The sequence below is a fragment of the Thermococcus sp. CX2 genome, assembly GCF_012027555.1.
Lineage (GTDB): Archaea > Methanobacteriota_B > Thermococci > Thermococcales > Thermococcaceae > Thermococcus.
Genome location: NZ_SNUQ01000001.1, coordinates 230312 through 244615, shown reverse-complemented (window position 1 = coordinate 244615; position 14304 = coordinate 230312). Strand labels below are relative to the sequence as shown.

Below are 14304 nucleotides of genomic sequence, written 5' to 3'. Positions count from 1 at the left end.
AAAGACGGGCTCAAAGCTCGCCTTTTTTAGCCTTCTCGCCGAGCTCGAAGCCTCTATGGAGTGCTTTGAGGTTGATTTCCTCCGTGCCCTTCGGAACCGCATCGAGAACGGCCTTTTCTATAGCCTCCCTGCTCACGACGTCGGTCAAAGCGACCAGCAGGCCAAGGGTGAGAATGTTCATGGTAAGGCTGAGACCGGTAGTTTCTTCGGCTATCTTAGTCAGTGGGTAGGCGTAAACCTTCAGCTTTTTCTCGAACTCTTCATCTCTGTGCGGCACGAGCTCGCTCTCGACTATTACAACGGCACCCTCCTTAACGGTTTTCAGGTACTTGTTGTAGGCCTCCTGGGAGAAGAAGACCGCGTAATCGGGGTGAAGCGTCTTTGGGTAATCAATCGGCTCGTCGCTTATGACTACCTCAGCTTTGCTCGCGCCCCCCCTTGACTCCGGTCCATATGCCTGGGTCTGCACCGCGTAGAGGTTCCCGTAAACGGCCGCGGCTCTTCCAAGGATGACGCTGGCCAATATGACACCCTGACCTCCAAACCCGCTGAAAAGGACTTCTGTCCTCATTCTTCCCACCCCATCATTCTCTTGGCCCTCTTCTTGTACTCCTCGTACTCCCTAATCAGACCGGGCCTATCCCTGTCCACGAACTCGCCGATGACTATCTTGCCTTCAAGCTCCTCTGGTGACATGTTCTTGGCCTTGCTTATCGGCACGGTTATCCTCTGGTACCACCTGAGCAATTCTGGGGCCGTCTTCATCCTGTTCCTCCTTCCGAAGCTTATCGGACACGGTGAGAGGAACTCCACTAAGGTGAAGCCCTCCTTCTGGAGTGCCTTCTTGATGCTGTTGATTCCCTGGAGGTAGTTGAAGACGCTCCACCTGGCCACGTAGTTGGCACCGGCTGAAACGGCAAGATCTGCTATATCAAAGGGGTTCTCAAACTGACCGTATGGCGCGGTGGTTCCGCGGAGGCCCTTCAGAGCAGTTGGAGCCACTTGACCGCCGGTCATCCCGTAGGTGAAGTTGTTGATTAGTATCACGGTGATGTCGAGGTTTCTCCTTATGGCGTGGATGAAGTGGTTTCCTCCGATAGCCGCCGCATCGCCGTCTCCCATGAATGCAATTATCTTGAGGTCGGGATTTGCGAGCTTTATACCTGTGGCAAAGGCTAAGGCCCTTCCGTGGGTCGTGTGCAGGCCGTCGAAGTTGACAAAGCCAGGAACACGCGAAGAACAGCCTATGCCGCTCACCCAGACTATCTCGTCGGGGTTGAGGCCGAGGTCGTCTATGGCCCTGAGCGTGTACTGTAAAGCCGAGCCTATTCCACAGCCCGGGCAGAAGATGGTCGGCAGCATGTCCTTGCGCAGGTATTTATCGCGAATCTCGTAAGCGGACTTAAGGTACATTCAGCTCACCACCCTCTCAACTATCTCCATCGGCGTGTGAACCTCGCCGCCTATCTTGCTTATGAGCTTGACCTCGGCTTTCCCGTTGGCACCTTCCCTGACGAGGTGGTAAAGCTGTCCAAGGTTCATCTCCGGCACGTATATCTTCTCGACCCTCTCGGCGAGTTCTTCAATCATGTCGAAGTCGAAGGGCCATATCGTGTTGAGCTTGAGCATGCCGGCTTTGATACCCCTCTCGCGCAGTATCTTGACGGCCCTAATCGCGGAACGGGCGACTATCCCGGTGGACACTATTGCTATCTCGGCGTCTTCCATGCCAAAGGTCTCGTAGGAAACGATGTCGGCCTTGTTTCTCTCGAGCTTTTCAACGATCCTCTTGATGAGCCTCTCGTGCACCTCAGCATCAACTGTCTTCGGCCTTCCACGCTCGTCGTGGGTCAGGCCCGTAACGTAGGTGCGGTAGCCCTTTCCGAATATCGGCATCGGTGGAATGCCATCGCCGTGAATGTCACCGAAGGGATACTTGGCCTCCTCCTCGTTGGCGGGAAGCTTTCTCTCAACGATCTCAATCTCCTCGGGGAGGGGAATGTAAACCCTCTCACGCATGTGGGCAATCTCGGCGTCGGTGAGAAGGACGACGGGCGTGCGGTACTTCTCGGCAAGGTTGAATGCCCTTATTGTCATGTCGAATGCTTCTTGAACCGTCGATGGACTGAGAACGATAAGGCTGTGGTCGCCGTGGGTGCCCCATATGGCCTGCATTATGTCCCCCTGTGCAGCTAACGTCGGCTGACCCGTGCTTGGCCCTCCCCTCTGGACGTCGACAACAACCACTGGAGTTTCAGTCATGATCGCGTATCCCAGGTTCTCCTGCATGAGGCTGAATCCCGGACCAGAAGTCGCCGTCATGGCCTTGGCACCGGCCCATGAGGCCCCTATTATTGCCGCCATGCTAGCCAGCTCGTCCTCCATCTGTATGGAAACGCCGTCAACGAGGGGCATGTATAATGCCATCGCCTCGAAAATCTCGCTCGCGGGAGTTATCGGGTAGCCAGCGTAAAAGCGGCAGCCCGCCAAGATGGCCGCCCTTGCTATGGCTTCATCACCCTGGATGAAGTCGCTCTTGCCAACGGGGAAGGGGTATCTCATTTCAATCCCTCCTCATAACCAACATTGAAGGCCTTGAGGTTTATCTCCTCGGTTCCCCTAGGAACGCGCCTTCTAATGGCTTCTTCAACGCTCTCCGTCTTAACCACTCCCGTCTTGGCAACCAGATAACCCAAGGCCACCATATTGACCGTCAAAGCCAGCCCGGTATTTTCCTCCGCCAGGCGGGTGAAGGGCGCGCCTATGTACTCCCCATCGGGCTTCACAAGGTCAGTGTCGATTATCAGCAGGCCGTCTTCCTTCAGTTCGTCCTTAACGGTGTCGTAGCCGAGCTGGTGCAAAGCTACCAAAACATCCGCCTTGGTGACCACCAGGTCGTAAATCGGCTCCTTCGAGACTATGACATCCGCTATACTGTGGCCGCCTCTGCTTGCGGAGCTGTAGTCCTGGGTCTGCAAAACGTTAAGCCCCTCAATCGCCGCGGCCTCGCCGAGGATGACGCCGGCCAGGACCACTCCCTGGCCACCTATACCAGCGAAACGAATCTGCATGGCTCTCACTCCTCCCTAAGGCCGAAATGTTCCTGGACCTCATCAATCAGCTTGTTCAGCTCCTCCGTGAACTCTGGTCTCTCCCGGTTCACGAGCTCCCCGATGACGAACTTGCCCTCAAGCTCCTCTGGCGACATGTTCCTGGCCTTACTTATCGGCACAGAGTCCTTGAGGAACCAGCGGAGCATCTCGGCCGGTTCCTTCATCCTGTTCCTTCTTCCGAACTGGACTGGGCACTGGGAGATGACCTCCACGAGGGAGAAGCCCTTCACGGTCAGGGCCTTCTTGATGCTCTCGATGAGCTGGTAAACGTGGGCGGTTGTCCACCTTGCCACATAGCTCGCTCCAGCCGCCGCCACCGTCTCGGAAATCTGGAGCGGGTGCTCTATGTTTCTGTATGGGGAAGTGGTAGTTCTCGCTCCAAAGGGCGTCGTCGGGGCAACTTGGCCGCCGGTCATTCCGTAGATGAAGTTGTTCACGAGGATGACCGTTATGTCGATATTCCTCCTCGCGGCATGGATGAGGTGGTTTCCGCCTATACTGGCTAGATCACCGTCGCCGCTTATGACGACGACCTTCTTGTCCGGCAGGCCGACCTTAACGCCAGTTGCGAAGGCTATGGCCCTTCCGTGGGTGGTGTGAAGCGTGTCGGCCAAGAAGTAGGGCGAGGCTATCCACGCGGAGCAGCCGATACCGCTCACAACCACCAAATCCCTGGGGTCTATCTTGAGCTGGTCAACGGCATTGGCAAAAGCGTTGAGAACCGTTCCACCACCGCAGCCGGGGCACAATGCTGTGGGAAGCGCCTCCTTGCGGAGGTATTTAACCATCGGATACGTGGAATAAATCTCCTTCGCCATCAGGCAACACCCCTTATCTCGCGCAGGATTTCCTCAACGGTTAATGGAACGCCGCCGATCTTGTTCACGCCCTTGAGGAGAACGTCGTCGTTGACGAAGCGCTGGACTTCGAGAATGAGCTGTCCGAGGTTCATCTCTGGAACGAGTATTGCACGGACCTTCTTGGAAAGTTCTCTCACGCGCTCTCCCGGGAACGGGTGAACCGTCTTCGGCACGAAGAGGCCGACCTTTATTCCTTCTTCTCTGGCCTTGAGAACCGCTCCGAGCGAGGGCCTCGCGGTAACGCCCCAGCTGACGACGAGTATCTCGGCATCATCCGTAAAGTACTCCTCGTACTTCTCATAAACGTGCTTATTCTGCTCTATTTTCCGGTGAATTCTTCTCACGAGTCTATCGTGAACTTCCGGGGTGTAAACATCTCTGAGGCCGTTCTCCTTGTGGGTTGAACCCGTAACGTGGGTGAAGTAGCCGTGGCCGAAGAGGGGCATGGGTGGGACACCGTCGCCGTGCGGGTCTCCGAAGGGGAGCTTTGCTTCCTCCTCATTGGCCGGGAGCTTGCGGTAGGTCACTTCGACCTCTTCCGGATCGGGAATCCTTATCCGCTCCCTCGCGTGGGCAATAATACCATCGAAGAGAACCACGACCGGTGTCCTTAGCTTCTCAGCTATGTTGAAGGCCCTGACCGTCTCCCAGAATGAATCTTCAACACTCGTCGGTGAGACGGCTATTATGGGATGGTCGCCGTGGGTTCCCCAGCGAGCCTGGAAAAAGTCCCCCTGAGCGCCTTTGGTGGCCTGGCCAGTTGATGGACCGCTCCTCTGGACATCGACAAGAACGAGCGGAGTTTCGGTCATCACGGCATAGCCGAGGTTTTCCTGCATGAGGCTGAATCCGGGACCGGCTGTGGCGGTCATCACTTTGAATCCAGTCCATGAGGCGCCGACCATGGCGGCAATGCTCGCTATCTCGTCCTCCATCTGGAGGTAGTATCCCCCCAGTTTCGGCAGTTCCTTCGCCATCGTTTCGGCTATCTCACTCGAAGGCGTGATTGGATAGCCTGCGTAGAAGCGACAGCCGGCAAAGAGGGCGCCGTAAGCGACAGCCTCATTGCCCTGCATAAAATAGTTGCCTTTTTTGTAAAGCTTTCTCAGGAGCCTGATTTGCTCAGGCTCATCGCCGCGGATTATCATGAGTCACCACCTTACTGATATGGCGAAGTCGGGACAGAGCAGCTCGCAGAGCTTGCATCTGACACATTTGTCAGCCGCGGCCGGAACGGGATAGTGCACGCCCTTTTCGCTCAATTCCTTACTCCACTCAAAGACCTTTCTCGGGCACATTTCAACACAGATCCCACAACCCTTGCACAGAAAAGTATCGACATCGATTTCCACGGCATCGGTCTTCCCGATCACGAGGTAGTTATCCCGGCTAATTTCGACATCCGCCATAATTATCACCTGCGATTTGCTAAATCCGTTTACGTATGTAAACATTTAAAGCTTTCGTGGATGTGCATTTCTGAACATCAAAGAAGCCCGGTGGATGTTAAAAGGCAGGCGAAAAGAAGGCGTGAAACGAATTTCAAAAACGAAATCTCTTCACCACGTGAGGAGCTGCCAGTCGAGGAGTCCTTCCTCAACTATGTATTTCCACCCCTCCCTGCACACAGGTTCAAGCTTCTCGAGGTGGCTGATGTCCTGCGTTGCCGAGAACTTCTTTATCGCCCTGCCAATTTTTCGGTCATGGTCGGTCAGGCAGTTGTGGGGGCCTCTCTTGGAGCCCGCTCCTACAGGGTCGCTGAGGATTCTCTTGTTGGGGAAACGCCTCTTTGCCCACAGAAGAACCTCCACGGCACTCCAGAGCCACGGCGGGCGGTATTCACTCTTCTCCCAGAGCCTCTCGTAGAGCGTGCCTTTCTGGATGTCGGTGATGTTTATCGAAAAGGTGTCCGTGTAGGGCTCCGCCCGAATAATGCTCTCCTTCACGTCCTCAATCCCATCGCGCTCGCTCAGGAATATCGGCTTGAGCAGGAGGTAGGTCTTGACCTTGGCGCCAGCCTCGTGGGTTATCTCCGCTGCCCTCACGAAGTCATCGAAGGTGTTGCCCTTGTTTATGCTCACATCGGCGATATCGTCGTTTGCCGTTTCAAGGCCCATCGCTACCTCGAAGTGCTTGTCGGGGACTATGTCGACGAGCTCTTTAACCGCGTCGTAGCGGACAAGCTCGCTCCTGCTTTCGATAACTATCTCCTCAACGTTCTCCATCTGGGCCAGAAGCTCGAAGATTCTCCTCCTTGTCTCGGGCTTCAGCTCTCCGTTGTCGAGGAACGAGCCAGAGGTGAACATTCTTACCGCAAAGGGCCCCTTTTTGCCTTCTATCGTCTTCAGCGCTTCCCTCACGTAGTCGACTATAGCCTCCTGGCTCCACCTGACCTTGGGTGCCGCAGTTGGATATGCGCACATGTAGCAGGCCTGGTTGATCCTAAACCTGTAACAGCCTATCGTGGGAAGGATTATGAAAAGCGCCGTTCCAGGCTTTCCGGCCACGTTGTCCTCGCTCGTCCAGTAGGTCATGCTCTCACCTAACTCCGCTCGAAGTTAGGGTTTTTAAAGGTGAGGCCTTAGTCCATAGCATGCCGAGGATACTCATAACGAACGATGATGGGATATATTCGAAGGGCCTCCTGGCCGCAGTCGAGGCAGTCAGAGACATTGGAGAAGTCTACGTCGTTGCTCCCCTCTTCCAGAGGAGCGCCAGCGGAAGGGCCATGACCCTCCACAGGCCGCTGAGGGCAAAGCTGGTGAACGTGCCTGGGGCAAAGGTTGCCTACGGCCTAGACGGTATGCCCGTTGATTGCGTCATCTTTGCTCTCGCAAGGTTCACCCACTTCGACCTAGCGATAAGCGGTATCAACCTCGGCGAGAACCTGAGCACAGAGATAACAGTCTCCGGAACGGCTTCTGCTGCCATAGAAACCGCCACCCACGGGATTCCCAGCATAGCGATAAGCCTCGAGGTCGACTGGGGAAAGGCCCTCAGCGAGGGCGAGGGGATAGACTTCTCAGTTGCGTCGCACTTCCTGAGGAGAATAGCCAGGGCAGTCCTTGAGAAGGGCCTTCCAGAGGGCGTTGACATGCTCAACGTGAACGTCCCGAACGACGCCACCCCAGAGACGGAGATAAAGGTGACGAGGCTCGCGAGGAGGAGGTACCGGCCAACCATTGAGGAGCGCATCGACCCGAGGGGGCATCCTTACTACTGGATAGTCGGCAGAAAGTGCGAGAAGTTCGAGCCCGGGACGGATGCTTACACCCTAAAAGTGGAGAGGAAGGTCAGCGTGACGCCGATAAACATAGACATGACGGCAAGTGTGGATTTAAAAGAGGTGGAGAGGCTGCTGAAATCCGGCTTATAATCGAATGGTGCAAATGATTTGTCGTCCCCCTGAGAACAGGATGTGTTGCAGTGGTGTTTATGACAAAGAACGGCCCCTCCAAGCTGATCTCAGTTTACCTTCCTGCCCTCACCATTGTGTTTTTTGGTGAGATTTCTCTGTTCTGGCTTCCCAGGGACTACTACATAGGTGCCCACTGCTGGTCTCTGATGCCTCCCGCCTGCAACTTCTACTACAAACCCAACTTCATCCTTCCAGCTCTGGCTTTAACACCCGCCCTGCTCCTTCTGCTTCTCTGGCAATGGAGAAGGGTTGAGCACTTCAAAGCCGCCGCCATGGTTACCGCGTTCTCGGCTTTACTCATCACGACCCTGCCTGCGATAGTTGGTGTCCCTTCGTTGTCCTCATTCACTCTGATGCTCATCGTGTCGTTCTTTTTCCCTTTGGCAGTTGCTTGGAGTATGGGAGACTACTACCGGGACAACAAGGCTGGCATCGCCTTCCTTGTACTAACCTCGGTCGTGGTGGCGTTCATGCTGTGGGCTTTAATCCGCATGGGTGTCGCTGTGGTAGTCTAACATGGAAACACTGAGAAAAAGGATGGGAGTCTTAGGCCTCCCCGAAAATCCTCTCCACGAACCACTTCTCATTGAAGGGCTTAAGATCCTCGTAGCCTTGGCCAACTCCCACGAAGAGTATCGGTGCGCCTATGGCATGGCTTATGCTGAGCGCGGCTCCGCCACGAGCGTCTGCGTCGAGCTTTGTGAGTATGACGCCGTCTATCCTCACCGCCTCATTGAACTGCTTTGCCTGCTCTACCACGGCATTTCCAGCGAGGCTGTCACCGACGAAGATGACCAAGTCAGGTTTTGAAACGCGGACGATTTTCTTCATTTCGTCCATCAGGTTCCTGTTAAGCTCGTTTCTTCCGGCAGTGTCTATGAGAACCACATCAACGCCCCTCGCCTTCGCGTGCTGTATTGCATCATAGGCAACTGCCGCGGGGTCCGCTCCATAGTCATGCTTAATGACTTTGACGCCGACCCTTTTGGCGTGCTCCTCAACCTGCTCTATGGCCCCGGCCCTGAAGGTGTCGCTGGCAGCGATGACAACGCTTAAGCCGTTCTTCTTGAGCCAGTGGGCGAGCTTCGCTATGGTGGTTGTCTTTCCAGAGCCGTTGAAGCCGACGAAGGCTATGATGAAGGGCTTCTCCTCCTTGGAGCGGATCATCCCGAGCAGGTCTATCCTTTTGGGAGGGGTGAGAATCTCCAGGACTGACTCTCTGACGGCGTTTTCGACGAGCTCCTTCTTGTTGGTACCTATCTTGACCTTCTGGCCAACAAGCCTTTCCTTTATCTTCTCCTTGAGCGCCTCGACGGTCTCGAGGGCGACGTCGGCCTCGAGAAGCTCGAGTTCCAAGTCCCAGAGGGCGTTTTCGACGTCTTTCTCCTTTATCTCGGTTTGAGACACCTTCTCGACGAATGAGCCTAACTTCTCCTTCAGCTTCCTGAACATCTTCACCACCGGATGAGCAAGGGGGTCAAGCGTATATAATTATTATGAAAATGCCCTCGGCGATAGCTGGTGTCATCACACCTCAGACCCGAAACCGCTCGTCATCGGGCGTTGATGATTCGGCGGGAGGGTTTATAAATCAGCGCCTCCTGACGTAGGTCCTGCTCTCCACGACTTTTCCGTCCTCAAAGCGCATCACGTCTATCCTCTCAAAGCCAACTGTCTCGCGCTTGTAAGCGATTAAATAATCAATGAGTTCCCTAATCGCATAGCGCGTTATGGAGTCCTTCACGTATTTACCTTCGTAGAGCAGGATAAGTTTATCTCTGTTCTCAGCAAGCCAGCGGTGGAGCTTTTCGCGCTCTGCCTTTGAGCGTGAGAGCGGGTTTACTATAAGGTAAGCATCGAAGCTTGTCCCCTCGTAGGGCGAGCCGATGTACACTTCCCCATCGATCTGAAATGGTAGGTACTCGACGAGTATGGTCTTTCCCCTGCGACTCCATGCATTGAGGTATATTCTCGCAAGTCTCTTAGCATCACCGGTTATTAAAACCACTCCCGAGTCCAGTTCAGCTATTTCCTTCAGCATAGGCATCACAAAAAACTTTTACCAATCAGTTAAAATTTTTTCCCAAGTTTTCGGCATTCTCTTGACCGCAAAGTATATATCCCGCGCGGAGTTATAACTGTGAAAACTCCAGGGGTGTTAGTATGAGGAAGTGGTTAAGTCTGTTTTTAATCGGCCTCCTGGCTATTAGCGTCGTAGCCAGCGGCTGTATCAGCGGTGAAGGAGAGACAACCAGCACTCCTCAGTATGAGGGCAAGATAGCCATCGTCTATGACGTTGGTGGCAGGGGTGACCTGAGCTTCAACGACATGGCCTACCTCGGCGCCTCCAAGGCCGCCAAGGACTTCAACCTGGAGCTGGTTGAGGTTCAGAGCGCCAAGGAGACCGACTACCTCCAGAACCTTGAGACCCTTGCCCAGCAGGGCGACTACGAGATAATTATCGCTGTTGGTTTCATGATGACCGATGCTGTTAAGCAGGTCGCCGCCAAGTACCCAGACCAGAAGTTCGCCATCATCGACGGCTACGACCCAGAGATGCCAGACAACGTCATGATGATCCTCTTCAAGGAGAACGAGGGTTCAGCGCTTGCTGGAGCTTTGGCTGGAATGATAGCCGCCAACGACGGTAAGGACAAGGTCGGCATTGTTCTCGGTATGGAGATACCAGTTCTCTACAAGTTCGAGGCCGGCTACCGCTTCGGTGTCTCCTGGGGTGTCGACTACTACAACCAGAAGATGGGCACCAACAAGAAGGTTGATGTCATCTACCAGTACACCGGAACCTTCACCGACGCCGCCAAGGGTAAGGCTGCCGCCCAGGCCCAGCTCCAGCAGGGCGCTTGGGTCATCTACCAGGTCGCCGGTGGAACCGGTGTCGGTGTCTTCGATGCCGTCGAGGAGGCCCTTAGGGCCCAGGGCAAGGACATGGGTCCACCGTTTGCAATCGGTGTTGACTCTGCCCAGGACTGGATTAAGCCAGGCGTCATCATAGCGAGCATGATGAAGCGCGTTGACGTCGGTGTCTACACCGCGGTTAAGGCAGCTGTCGAGGGCACCTTCAAGGGCGGTGTCGTCGAGCTCGGCCTCAAGGAGAGCGGTGTTGGAATAAGCACCATCGACGACGTCAAGGAGATGTTCGACTCTCTCCCAGAGGAGACCAAGAAGCAGAAGCTCCAGGAGCTTGGATTCGACAGCGAGGACCAGCTCTTCGCCAAGCTTGAGGAGACCAGGAAGCAGGTTCCCGACTGGGTCTGGGATGCCATCGAGGAAGCTCAAGCAGAAGATCATCAACGGTGAAATAACTGTCCCAGCACCAATGGATAAGGATGGTATTGAAAAGGTAAGGAACGCCAACGACTGGACTGAGATGACCGGCTGAGAACCTTTTTCTTCTTTTTCGTTTCTCTTTGTAGGGGGTGTTGCAATGGAAGAAGTGCCTCTGATCCAGATGAAAAACATTGTGAAGGTGTACTCCGACGGTACGAAAGCTCTTAAGGGCGTTGACTTTTCCGTCAAAAAAGGCGAGATTCATGGTCTGTTGGGTGAGAATGGAGCTGGAAAAACGACCCTAATGAAAATCCTCTCCGGAATGATAAAGCCCACAGAGGGTAAAATCTACATAAACGGTGAGGAGGTTCACTTCAAGAGTCCCGCCGATGCCCTCGAGAAGGGTATCGGTATAGTCCATCAACACTTCACTCTCGTTGAGGTGTTTAATGCCCTCGAGAACATAATCCTGGGAATGGAGGGCCACAGTCTGTTCTCAAAGATAGACGTGGAGAAGGCCACCGAGAAGCTCCAGAAGCTCATGGACGAACTGAACTTTCAGGTCCCGCTCGATGTCCCCGTTGAGAAGCTTCCCGTTGGCGTTCAGCAGAGGATTGAAATTCTCAAGATGCTCTTCCGCGACGTCGATATACTCATCCTCGATGAGCCGACGGCTGTTCTAACGCCGATAGAGGTCAAAGAGCTGTTCAGGGTTCTCAACCTGCTGAAGAGCCAGGGCAAGACGATAATCTTCATCAGCCACAAGCTCAAGGAGGTCATCGAGATAACTGACCGCGTTACCGTCCTCAGGAAGGGCGAGCTCATAGGAACCATAGACACCAAGGACGCAACGCCCCAGATACTCGCCAAGATGATGGTTGGAAGGGAGGTCGTTCTCAGGGTGGAGAAGCCCCCCAAAGAGCCGGGAGCGCCTATTCTTAGGGTTGAGAACCTCTGGGTTAAGGGCGACAGAGGTGAGGACGCCGTCAAGGGTCTCTCCTTCGAGGTTCGCGCCGGCGAAATATTCGGTATAGCCGGTGTTGAGGGCAACGGCCAGACCGAACTTATCGAGGCAATAACCGGATTAAGAAAGATAGAGAAGGGTAAGGTAATTCTAAACGGCAAGGACATAACCGGAAGATCGCCAAGAGAACTGTATGACTTGGGACTGGCCCACATCCCCGAGGATAGAATAAACATGGGCCTCATCGTGGATATGAGCGTTGCCGAAAATACCATCCTTGGCCTCCAGTGGAGAAAGGAGTTCAAGGGGCCGTTCGACAGAATTAGGTGGGGTGCCGTCAGGGAGCACGCGAAAAGACTTGTGGAGCAGTTCGACATCGTCGTTCCGGGCATAAGTGCCCCTGCGAAGAGCCTCAGCGGTGGAAACCAGCAGAAGCTCATAGTTGCGAGGGAGGTCAGCAAGGAGCCCGTTCTTATAGTCGCCTCCCAGCCGACGAGGGGTGTCGATGTGGCCTCCACCGAATACATCAGGAACTACCTTGTCAAGCTTAGGAACGAGAACAAGGCCGTCCTGCTCGTTTCGGCCGACCTCGATGAGGTGACCCAGCTGAGCGACAGGATGGCGGTCATATACGAGGGAGAGTTCATGGGCATCGTGAAGCCTGAAGAAGTCACCGAGGAAGAGATAGGAATGATGATGGGAGGGATAAAGCGTGAATGAAACTATAAAGGGCTTTCTGAGACCCCTTGCGGAAAGCCTCCTCGCGGTGTTCATCGGATTCTTCATAGGCGCGATAATCCTAGCTGCCTTCGGTTACAGCCCCTACGAAGCATACTACTGGCTATTCAAAGGTTCGCTCGGCTCCATATCAGGAATAGCATCAACCCTTAGCTATGCCACCCCAATAATGCTCACCGCCCTGACCTTCGCCATAAGCGCCAGGACGGGAATCTTCAACATCGGTGCAGAGGGTTCGGTCTACTTCGGTGCGATAGCGGCGATAATCTTCACCAACATCTACGGCAACGTCTTCTTCGGGCTCCTCATGGGCATGCTCGTTGGAGCGCTCTGGGGATTGCCAGCAGCGTTCCTCAAGGTCTACAGGGGAGTGCATGAGGTCATCTCGACCATCATGCTCAACTGGATTGCCTGGTACGGTGTGCTGTACCTCGTTACGGGCCCATACGCCAACCCCAGCGACCCCAACAAGACCATTCTCGTCCCTGAAAGCGCGAGGCTCCCGCTCATCGGAGAGTCAAACCTCTCAATAGGCATAATACTTGCCATCATCGCTTCCATCATCGCCTACTACATCCTCTGGCACACGGAGCTGGGTTTCGGCATGAGGGCCAGCGGTATGAACCCGAAGGGAGCTGAGTACGGCGGTATAAATCCGAAGAAGGCCATCATCTGGTCATTCGTCATAGGTGGATTTGCGAGCGGCCTCGCTGGGGCTGTTGAGATCATGGGAAGGCCTCCAACTTATGCCATAAGCCAGGGAATGGCCAACATCTACGGCTATGGTTTCGATGGAATAGGCGTCGCCCTCGTCGGCAGGAACCACCCACTAGGCATTATCTTTGCGGCGATATTCTTCGGCATGCTCCGCGCTGGAACGACCATGATGCAGATAGGAGCAAGGGTTCCCCTCGAGATAGTCTACGTCATCCAGGGTATAATTGTCATAGCCGTGGCCATACCGGGCCTGCTTGACATATTCAAAATGGTGGGGAGGGGGAAGAAATGAGCCTTGAGTCATCAATAATCCCCATCCTTGTAACCTCGCTCATGGCCATGGTGCCCATAGTCCTCACGAGCGTAGGTGCCGTCGTCAGCGAGCGCGCTGGAATAGTCAACATCGGCTACGAAGGAATCATTATGATAAGCGCCTTTTTCGGCTCGATAATAGCGGAGGCAAGCGGGAACTGGGTCGTCGGCCTTCTTGGGGGAATGTTCGTTGGGGCCCTCCTTGGAATGCTCCATGGCGTCATCACGGTTTACCTAAAGGGCGACCACATCATCCCAGGTATAGGCATAAACCTCCTCGCCATGGGTCTGGTGCCCTTCGGTATAATGGCCTACTGGGGAACGGCCGGACAGCACCAGGTAGCCGTTAGGGTGCCACACTGGAACACCCCCTACGGCGACTTGAGCCCGATGATAATAGTGACCCTCCTCATAACCTTCGCCACCTACTGGGTGCTCTTCAAGACGCCGCTCGGATTGAGGATAAGGGCTATGGGTGAAAACCCAGAGGCGGCAGACGCAATAGGCCTGAGCGTCGAGAAATACCGCTTCTGGGCCGCCGTTTACGGAAGCGCTCTAGCTGGACTGGCCGGCGTTTACATCAGCATAGACTGGGTGGGAGCGGTTACGAAGAACGTGGCCGCAGGTAGGGGTTTCATTGCCCTCGCCAATATGGTCTTCAGCGGATGGAACCCACTAGTGGCGCTCCTCGGAGGATTCCTCTTCGGATTCTTTGACACGGTAGCCATATGGGTCCAGTCGAGCCAAGTGGTTCCGTGGCAGTTCGTCCAGATGCTGCCCTATGTGATGACTCTGATAATAGTTGCAGGAGTCATCGGAAAGGTCAGGCCGCCGAAGTGGGACGGCAGGCCCTACAAGAGGGAGTGATTCCCCCTGCTTTTTTCTTTAGCTTTT

The 14304-nt window shown here is 54.7% G+C and carries 15 protein-coding genes and 1 pseudogene; 6 read left to right on the top strand and 10 right to left on the bottom strand.

The genetic code is table 11. The features are described from left to right. Positions 1-10: 10 nt before the first annotated feature. The 8 genes from E3E23_RS01375 to E3E23_RS01340 form a co-directional block, all read right to left on the bottom strand. Positions 11-571 (bottom strand): 2-oxoacid:ferredoxin oxidoreductase subunit gamma, encoded by a 561-nt coding sequence (locus E3E23_RS01375; RefSeq protein WP_167905857.1) that lies wholly within the window; start codon positions 569-571, stop codon positions 11-13. Then, a complete protein-coding gene (locus E3E23_RS01370) occupies positions 568-1413 on the bottom strand; it encodes a 2-oxoacid:ferredoxin oxidoreductase subunit beta (protein ID WP_167905856.1) in 846 nt (281 codons plus the stop codon). Before E3E23_RS01370 ends, E3E23_RS01375 begins: the two co-directional genes overlap by 4 nt. Further along, positions 1414-2562 carry a 2-oxoacid:acceptor oxidoreductase subunit alpha gene (locus tag E3E23_RS01365; protein ID WP_167905855.1) on the bottom strand — a complete coding sequence of 383 codons (1149 nt, stop codon included), beginning with the start codon at positions 2560-2562 and terminating at the stop codon, positions 1414-1416. Further along, complete coding sequence (locus E3E23_RS01360) at positions 2559-3071, bottom strand: 2-oxoacid:ferredoxin oxidoreductase subunit gamma (protein ID WP_167905854.1); 513 nt, start codon at positions 3069-3071, stop codon at positions 2559-2561. The genes E3E23_RS01365 and E3E23_RS01360 overlap by 4 nt, the downstream gene beginning before the upstream one ends. Before the next feature lie 5 nt (positions 3072-3076). Further along, on the bottom strand, positions 3077-3931 hold the full coding sequence (locus tag E3E23_RS01355) for a 2-oxoacid:ferredoxin oxidoreductase subunit beta (protein WP_167905853.1): 855 nt from the start codon (positions 3929-3931) through the stop codon (positions 3077-3079). Further along, complete coding sequence (locus E3E23_RS01350; RefSeq protein WP_167905852.1) at positions 3931-5121, bottom strand: 2-oxoacid:acceptor oxidoreductase subunit alpha; 1191 nt, start codon at positions 5119-5121, stop codon at positions 3931-3933. The genes E3E23_RS01355 and E3E23_RS01350 overlap by 1 nt, the downstream gene beginning before the upstream one ends. A 3-nt stretch (positions 5122-5124) precedes the next feature. Continuing rightward, a complete protein-coding gene (locus tag E3E23_RS01345) occupies positions 5125-5382 on the bottom strand; it encodes a 2-oxoglutarate ferredoxin oxidoreductase subunit delta (protein WP_167905851.1) in 258 nt (85 codons plus the stop codon). Between the two features lie 150 nt (positions 5383-5532). Further along, positions 5533-6507, bottom strand: coding sequence for an archaeosine biosynthesis radical SAM protein RaSEA (locus tag E3E23_RS01340; RefSeq protein WP_167905849.1), 975 nt, complete (start codon positions 6505-6507; stop codon positions 5533-5535). A gap of 59 nt (positions 6508-6566) precedes the next feature. On the opposite strand from E3E23_RS01340, the gene surE reads away from it, so the two are divergent. Next, a complete protein-coding gene (gene surE / locus E3E23_RS01335; protein ID WP_167905847.1) occupies positions 6567-7349 on the top strand; it encodes a 5'/3'-nucleotidase SurE in 783 nt (260 codons plus the stop codon). Positions 7350-7399: 50 nt separating this feature from the next. After that, positions 7400-7906 (top strand): hypothetical protein, encoded by a 507-nt coding sequence (locus E3E23_RS01330; protein WP_167905845.1) that lies wholly within the window; start codon positions 7400-7402, stop codon positions 7904-7906. A gap of 31 nt (positions 7907-7937) precedes the next feature. On the opposite strand, the gene ftsY is transcribed toward E3E23_RS01330, so the two are convergent. Further along, positions 7938-8843, bottom strand: coding sequence for a signal recognition particle-docking protein FtsY (ftsY, locus tag E3E23_RS01325; RefSeq protein WP_167906531.1), 906 nt, complete (start codon positions 8841-8843; stop codon positions 7938-7940). A gap of 139 nt (positions 8844-8982) precedes the next feature. Continuing rightward, a complete protein-coding gene (locus tag E3E23_RS01320; RefSeq protein WP_167906530.1) occupies positions 8983-9432 on the bottom strand; it encodes a hypothetical protein in 450 nt (149 codons plus the stop codon). A gap of 122 nt (positions 9433-9554) precedes the next feature. On the opposite strand from E3E23_RS01320, the pseudogene E3E23_RS01315 reads away from it, so the two are divergent. The 4 genes and pseudogenes from E3E23_RS01315 to E3E23_RS01300 all read left to right on the top strand — a co-directional run bounded on the left by E3E23_RS01315 (position 9555) and on the right by E3E23_RS01300 (position 14277). Next, positions 9555-10791, top strand: a pseudogene (locus E3E23_RS01315) (BMP family protein). A gap of 45 nt (positions 10792-10836) precedes the next feature. Then, a complete protein-coding gene (locus tag E3E23_RS01310; protein ID WP_167905843.1) occupies positions 10837-12363 on the top strand; it encodes an ABC transporter ATP-binding protein in 1527 nt (508 codons plus the stop codon). After that, on the top strand, positions 12356-13390 hold the full coding sequence (locus E3E23_RS01305; RefSeq protein ID WP_167905841.1) for an ABC transporter permease: 1035 nt from the start codon (positions 12356-12358) through the stop codon (positions 13388-13390). Before E3E23_RS01310 ends, E3E23_RS01305 begins: the two co-directional genes overlap by 8 nt. Next, positions 13387-14277, top strand: coding sequence for an ABC transporter permease (locus tag E3E23_RS01300; RefSeq protein ID WP_167905839.1), 891 nt, complete (start codon positions 13387-13389; stop codon positions 14275-14277). The genes E3E23_RS01305 and E3E23_RS01300 overlap by 4 nt, the downstream gene beginning before the upstream one ends. Positions 14278-14304 lie beyond the last annotated feature (27 nt).

Coding starts and splice junctions, on each gene's coding strand:
- ftsY (WP_167906531.1), bottom strand. CDS start 8,843: ATGTTCAGGAAGCTGAAGGAGAAGTTAGGCTCATTCGTCGAGAAGGTG.
- E3E23_RS01360 (WP_167905854.1), bottom strand. CDS start 3,071: ATGCAGATTCGTTTCGCTGGTATAGGTGGCCAGGGAGTGGTCCTGGCC.
- E3E23_RS01350 (WP_167905852.1), bottom strand. CDS start 5,121: ATGATAATCCGCGGCGATGAGCCTGAGCAAATCAGGCTCCTGAGAAAG.
- E3E23_RS01345 (WP_167905851.1), bottom strand. CDS start 5,382: ATGGCGGATGTCGAAATTAGCCGGGATAACTACCTCGTGATCGGGAAG.
- E3E23_RS01355 (WP_167905853.1), bottom strand. CDS start 3,931: ATGGCGAAGGAGATTTATTCCACGTATCCGATGGTTAAATACCTCCGC.
- E3E23_RS01310 (WP_167905843.1), top strand. CDS start 10,837: ATGGAAGAAGTGCCTCTGATCCAGATGAAAAACATTGTGAAGGTGTAC.
- E3E23_RS01370 (WP_167905856.1), bottom strand. CDS start 1,413: ATGTACCTTAAGTCCGCTTACGAGATTCGCGATAAATACCTGCGCAAG.
- surE (WP_167905847.1), top strand. CDS start 6,567: ATGCCGAGGATACTCATAACGAACGATGATGGGATATATTCGAAGGGC.
- E3E23_RS01320 (WP_167906530.1), bottom strand. CDS start 9,432: ATGCTGAAGGAAATAGCTGAACTGGACTCGGGAGTGGTTTTAATAACC.
- E3E23_RS01300 (WP_167905839.1), top strand. CDS start 13,387: ATGAGCCTTGAGTCATCAATAATCCCCATCCTTGTAACCTCGCTCATG.
- E3E23_RS01375 (WP_167905857.1), bottom strand. CDS start 571: ATGAGGACAGAAGTCCTTTTCAGCGGGTTTGGAGGTCAGGGTGTCATA.
- E3E23_RS01340 (WP_167905849.1), bottom strand. CDS start 6,507: ATGACCTACTGGACGAGCGAGGACAACGTGGCCGGAAAGCCTGGAACG.
- E3E23_RS01365 (WP_167905855.1), bottom strand. CDS start 2,562: ATGAGATACCCCTTCCCCGTTGGCAAGAGCGACTTCATCCAGGGTGAT.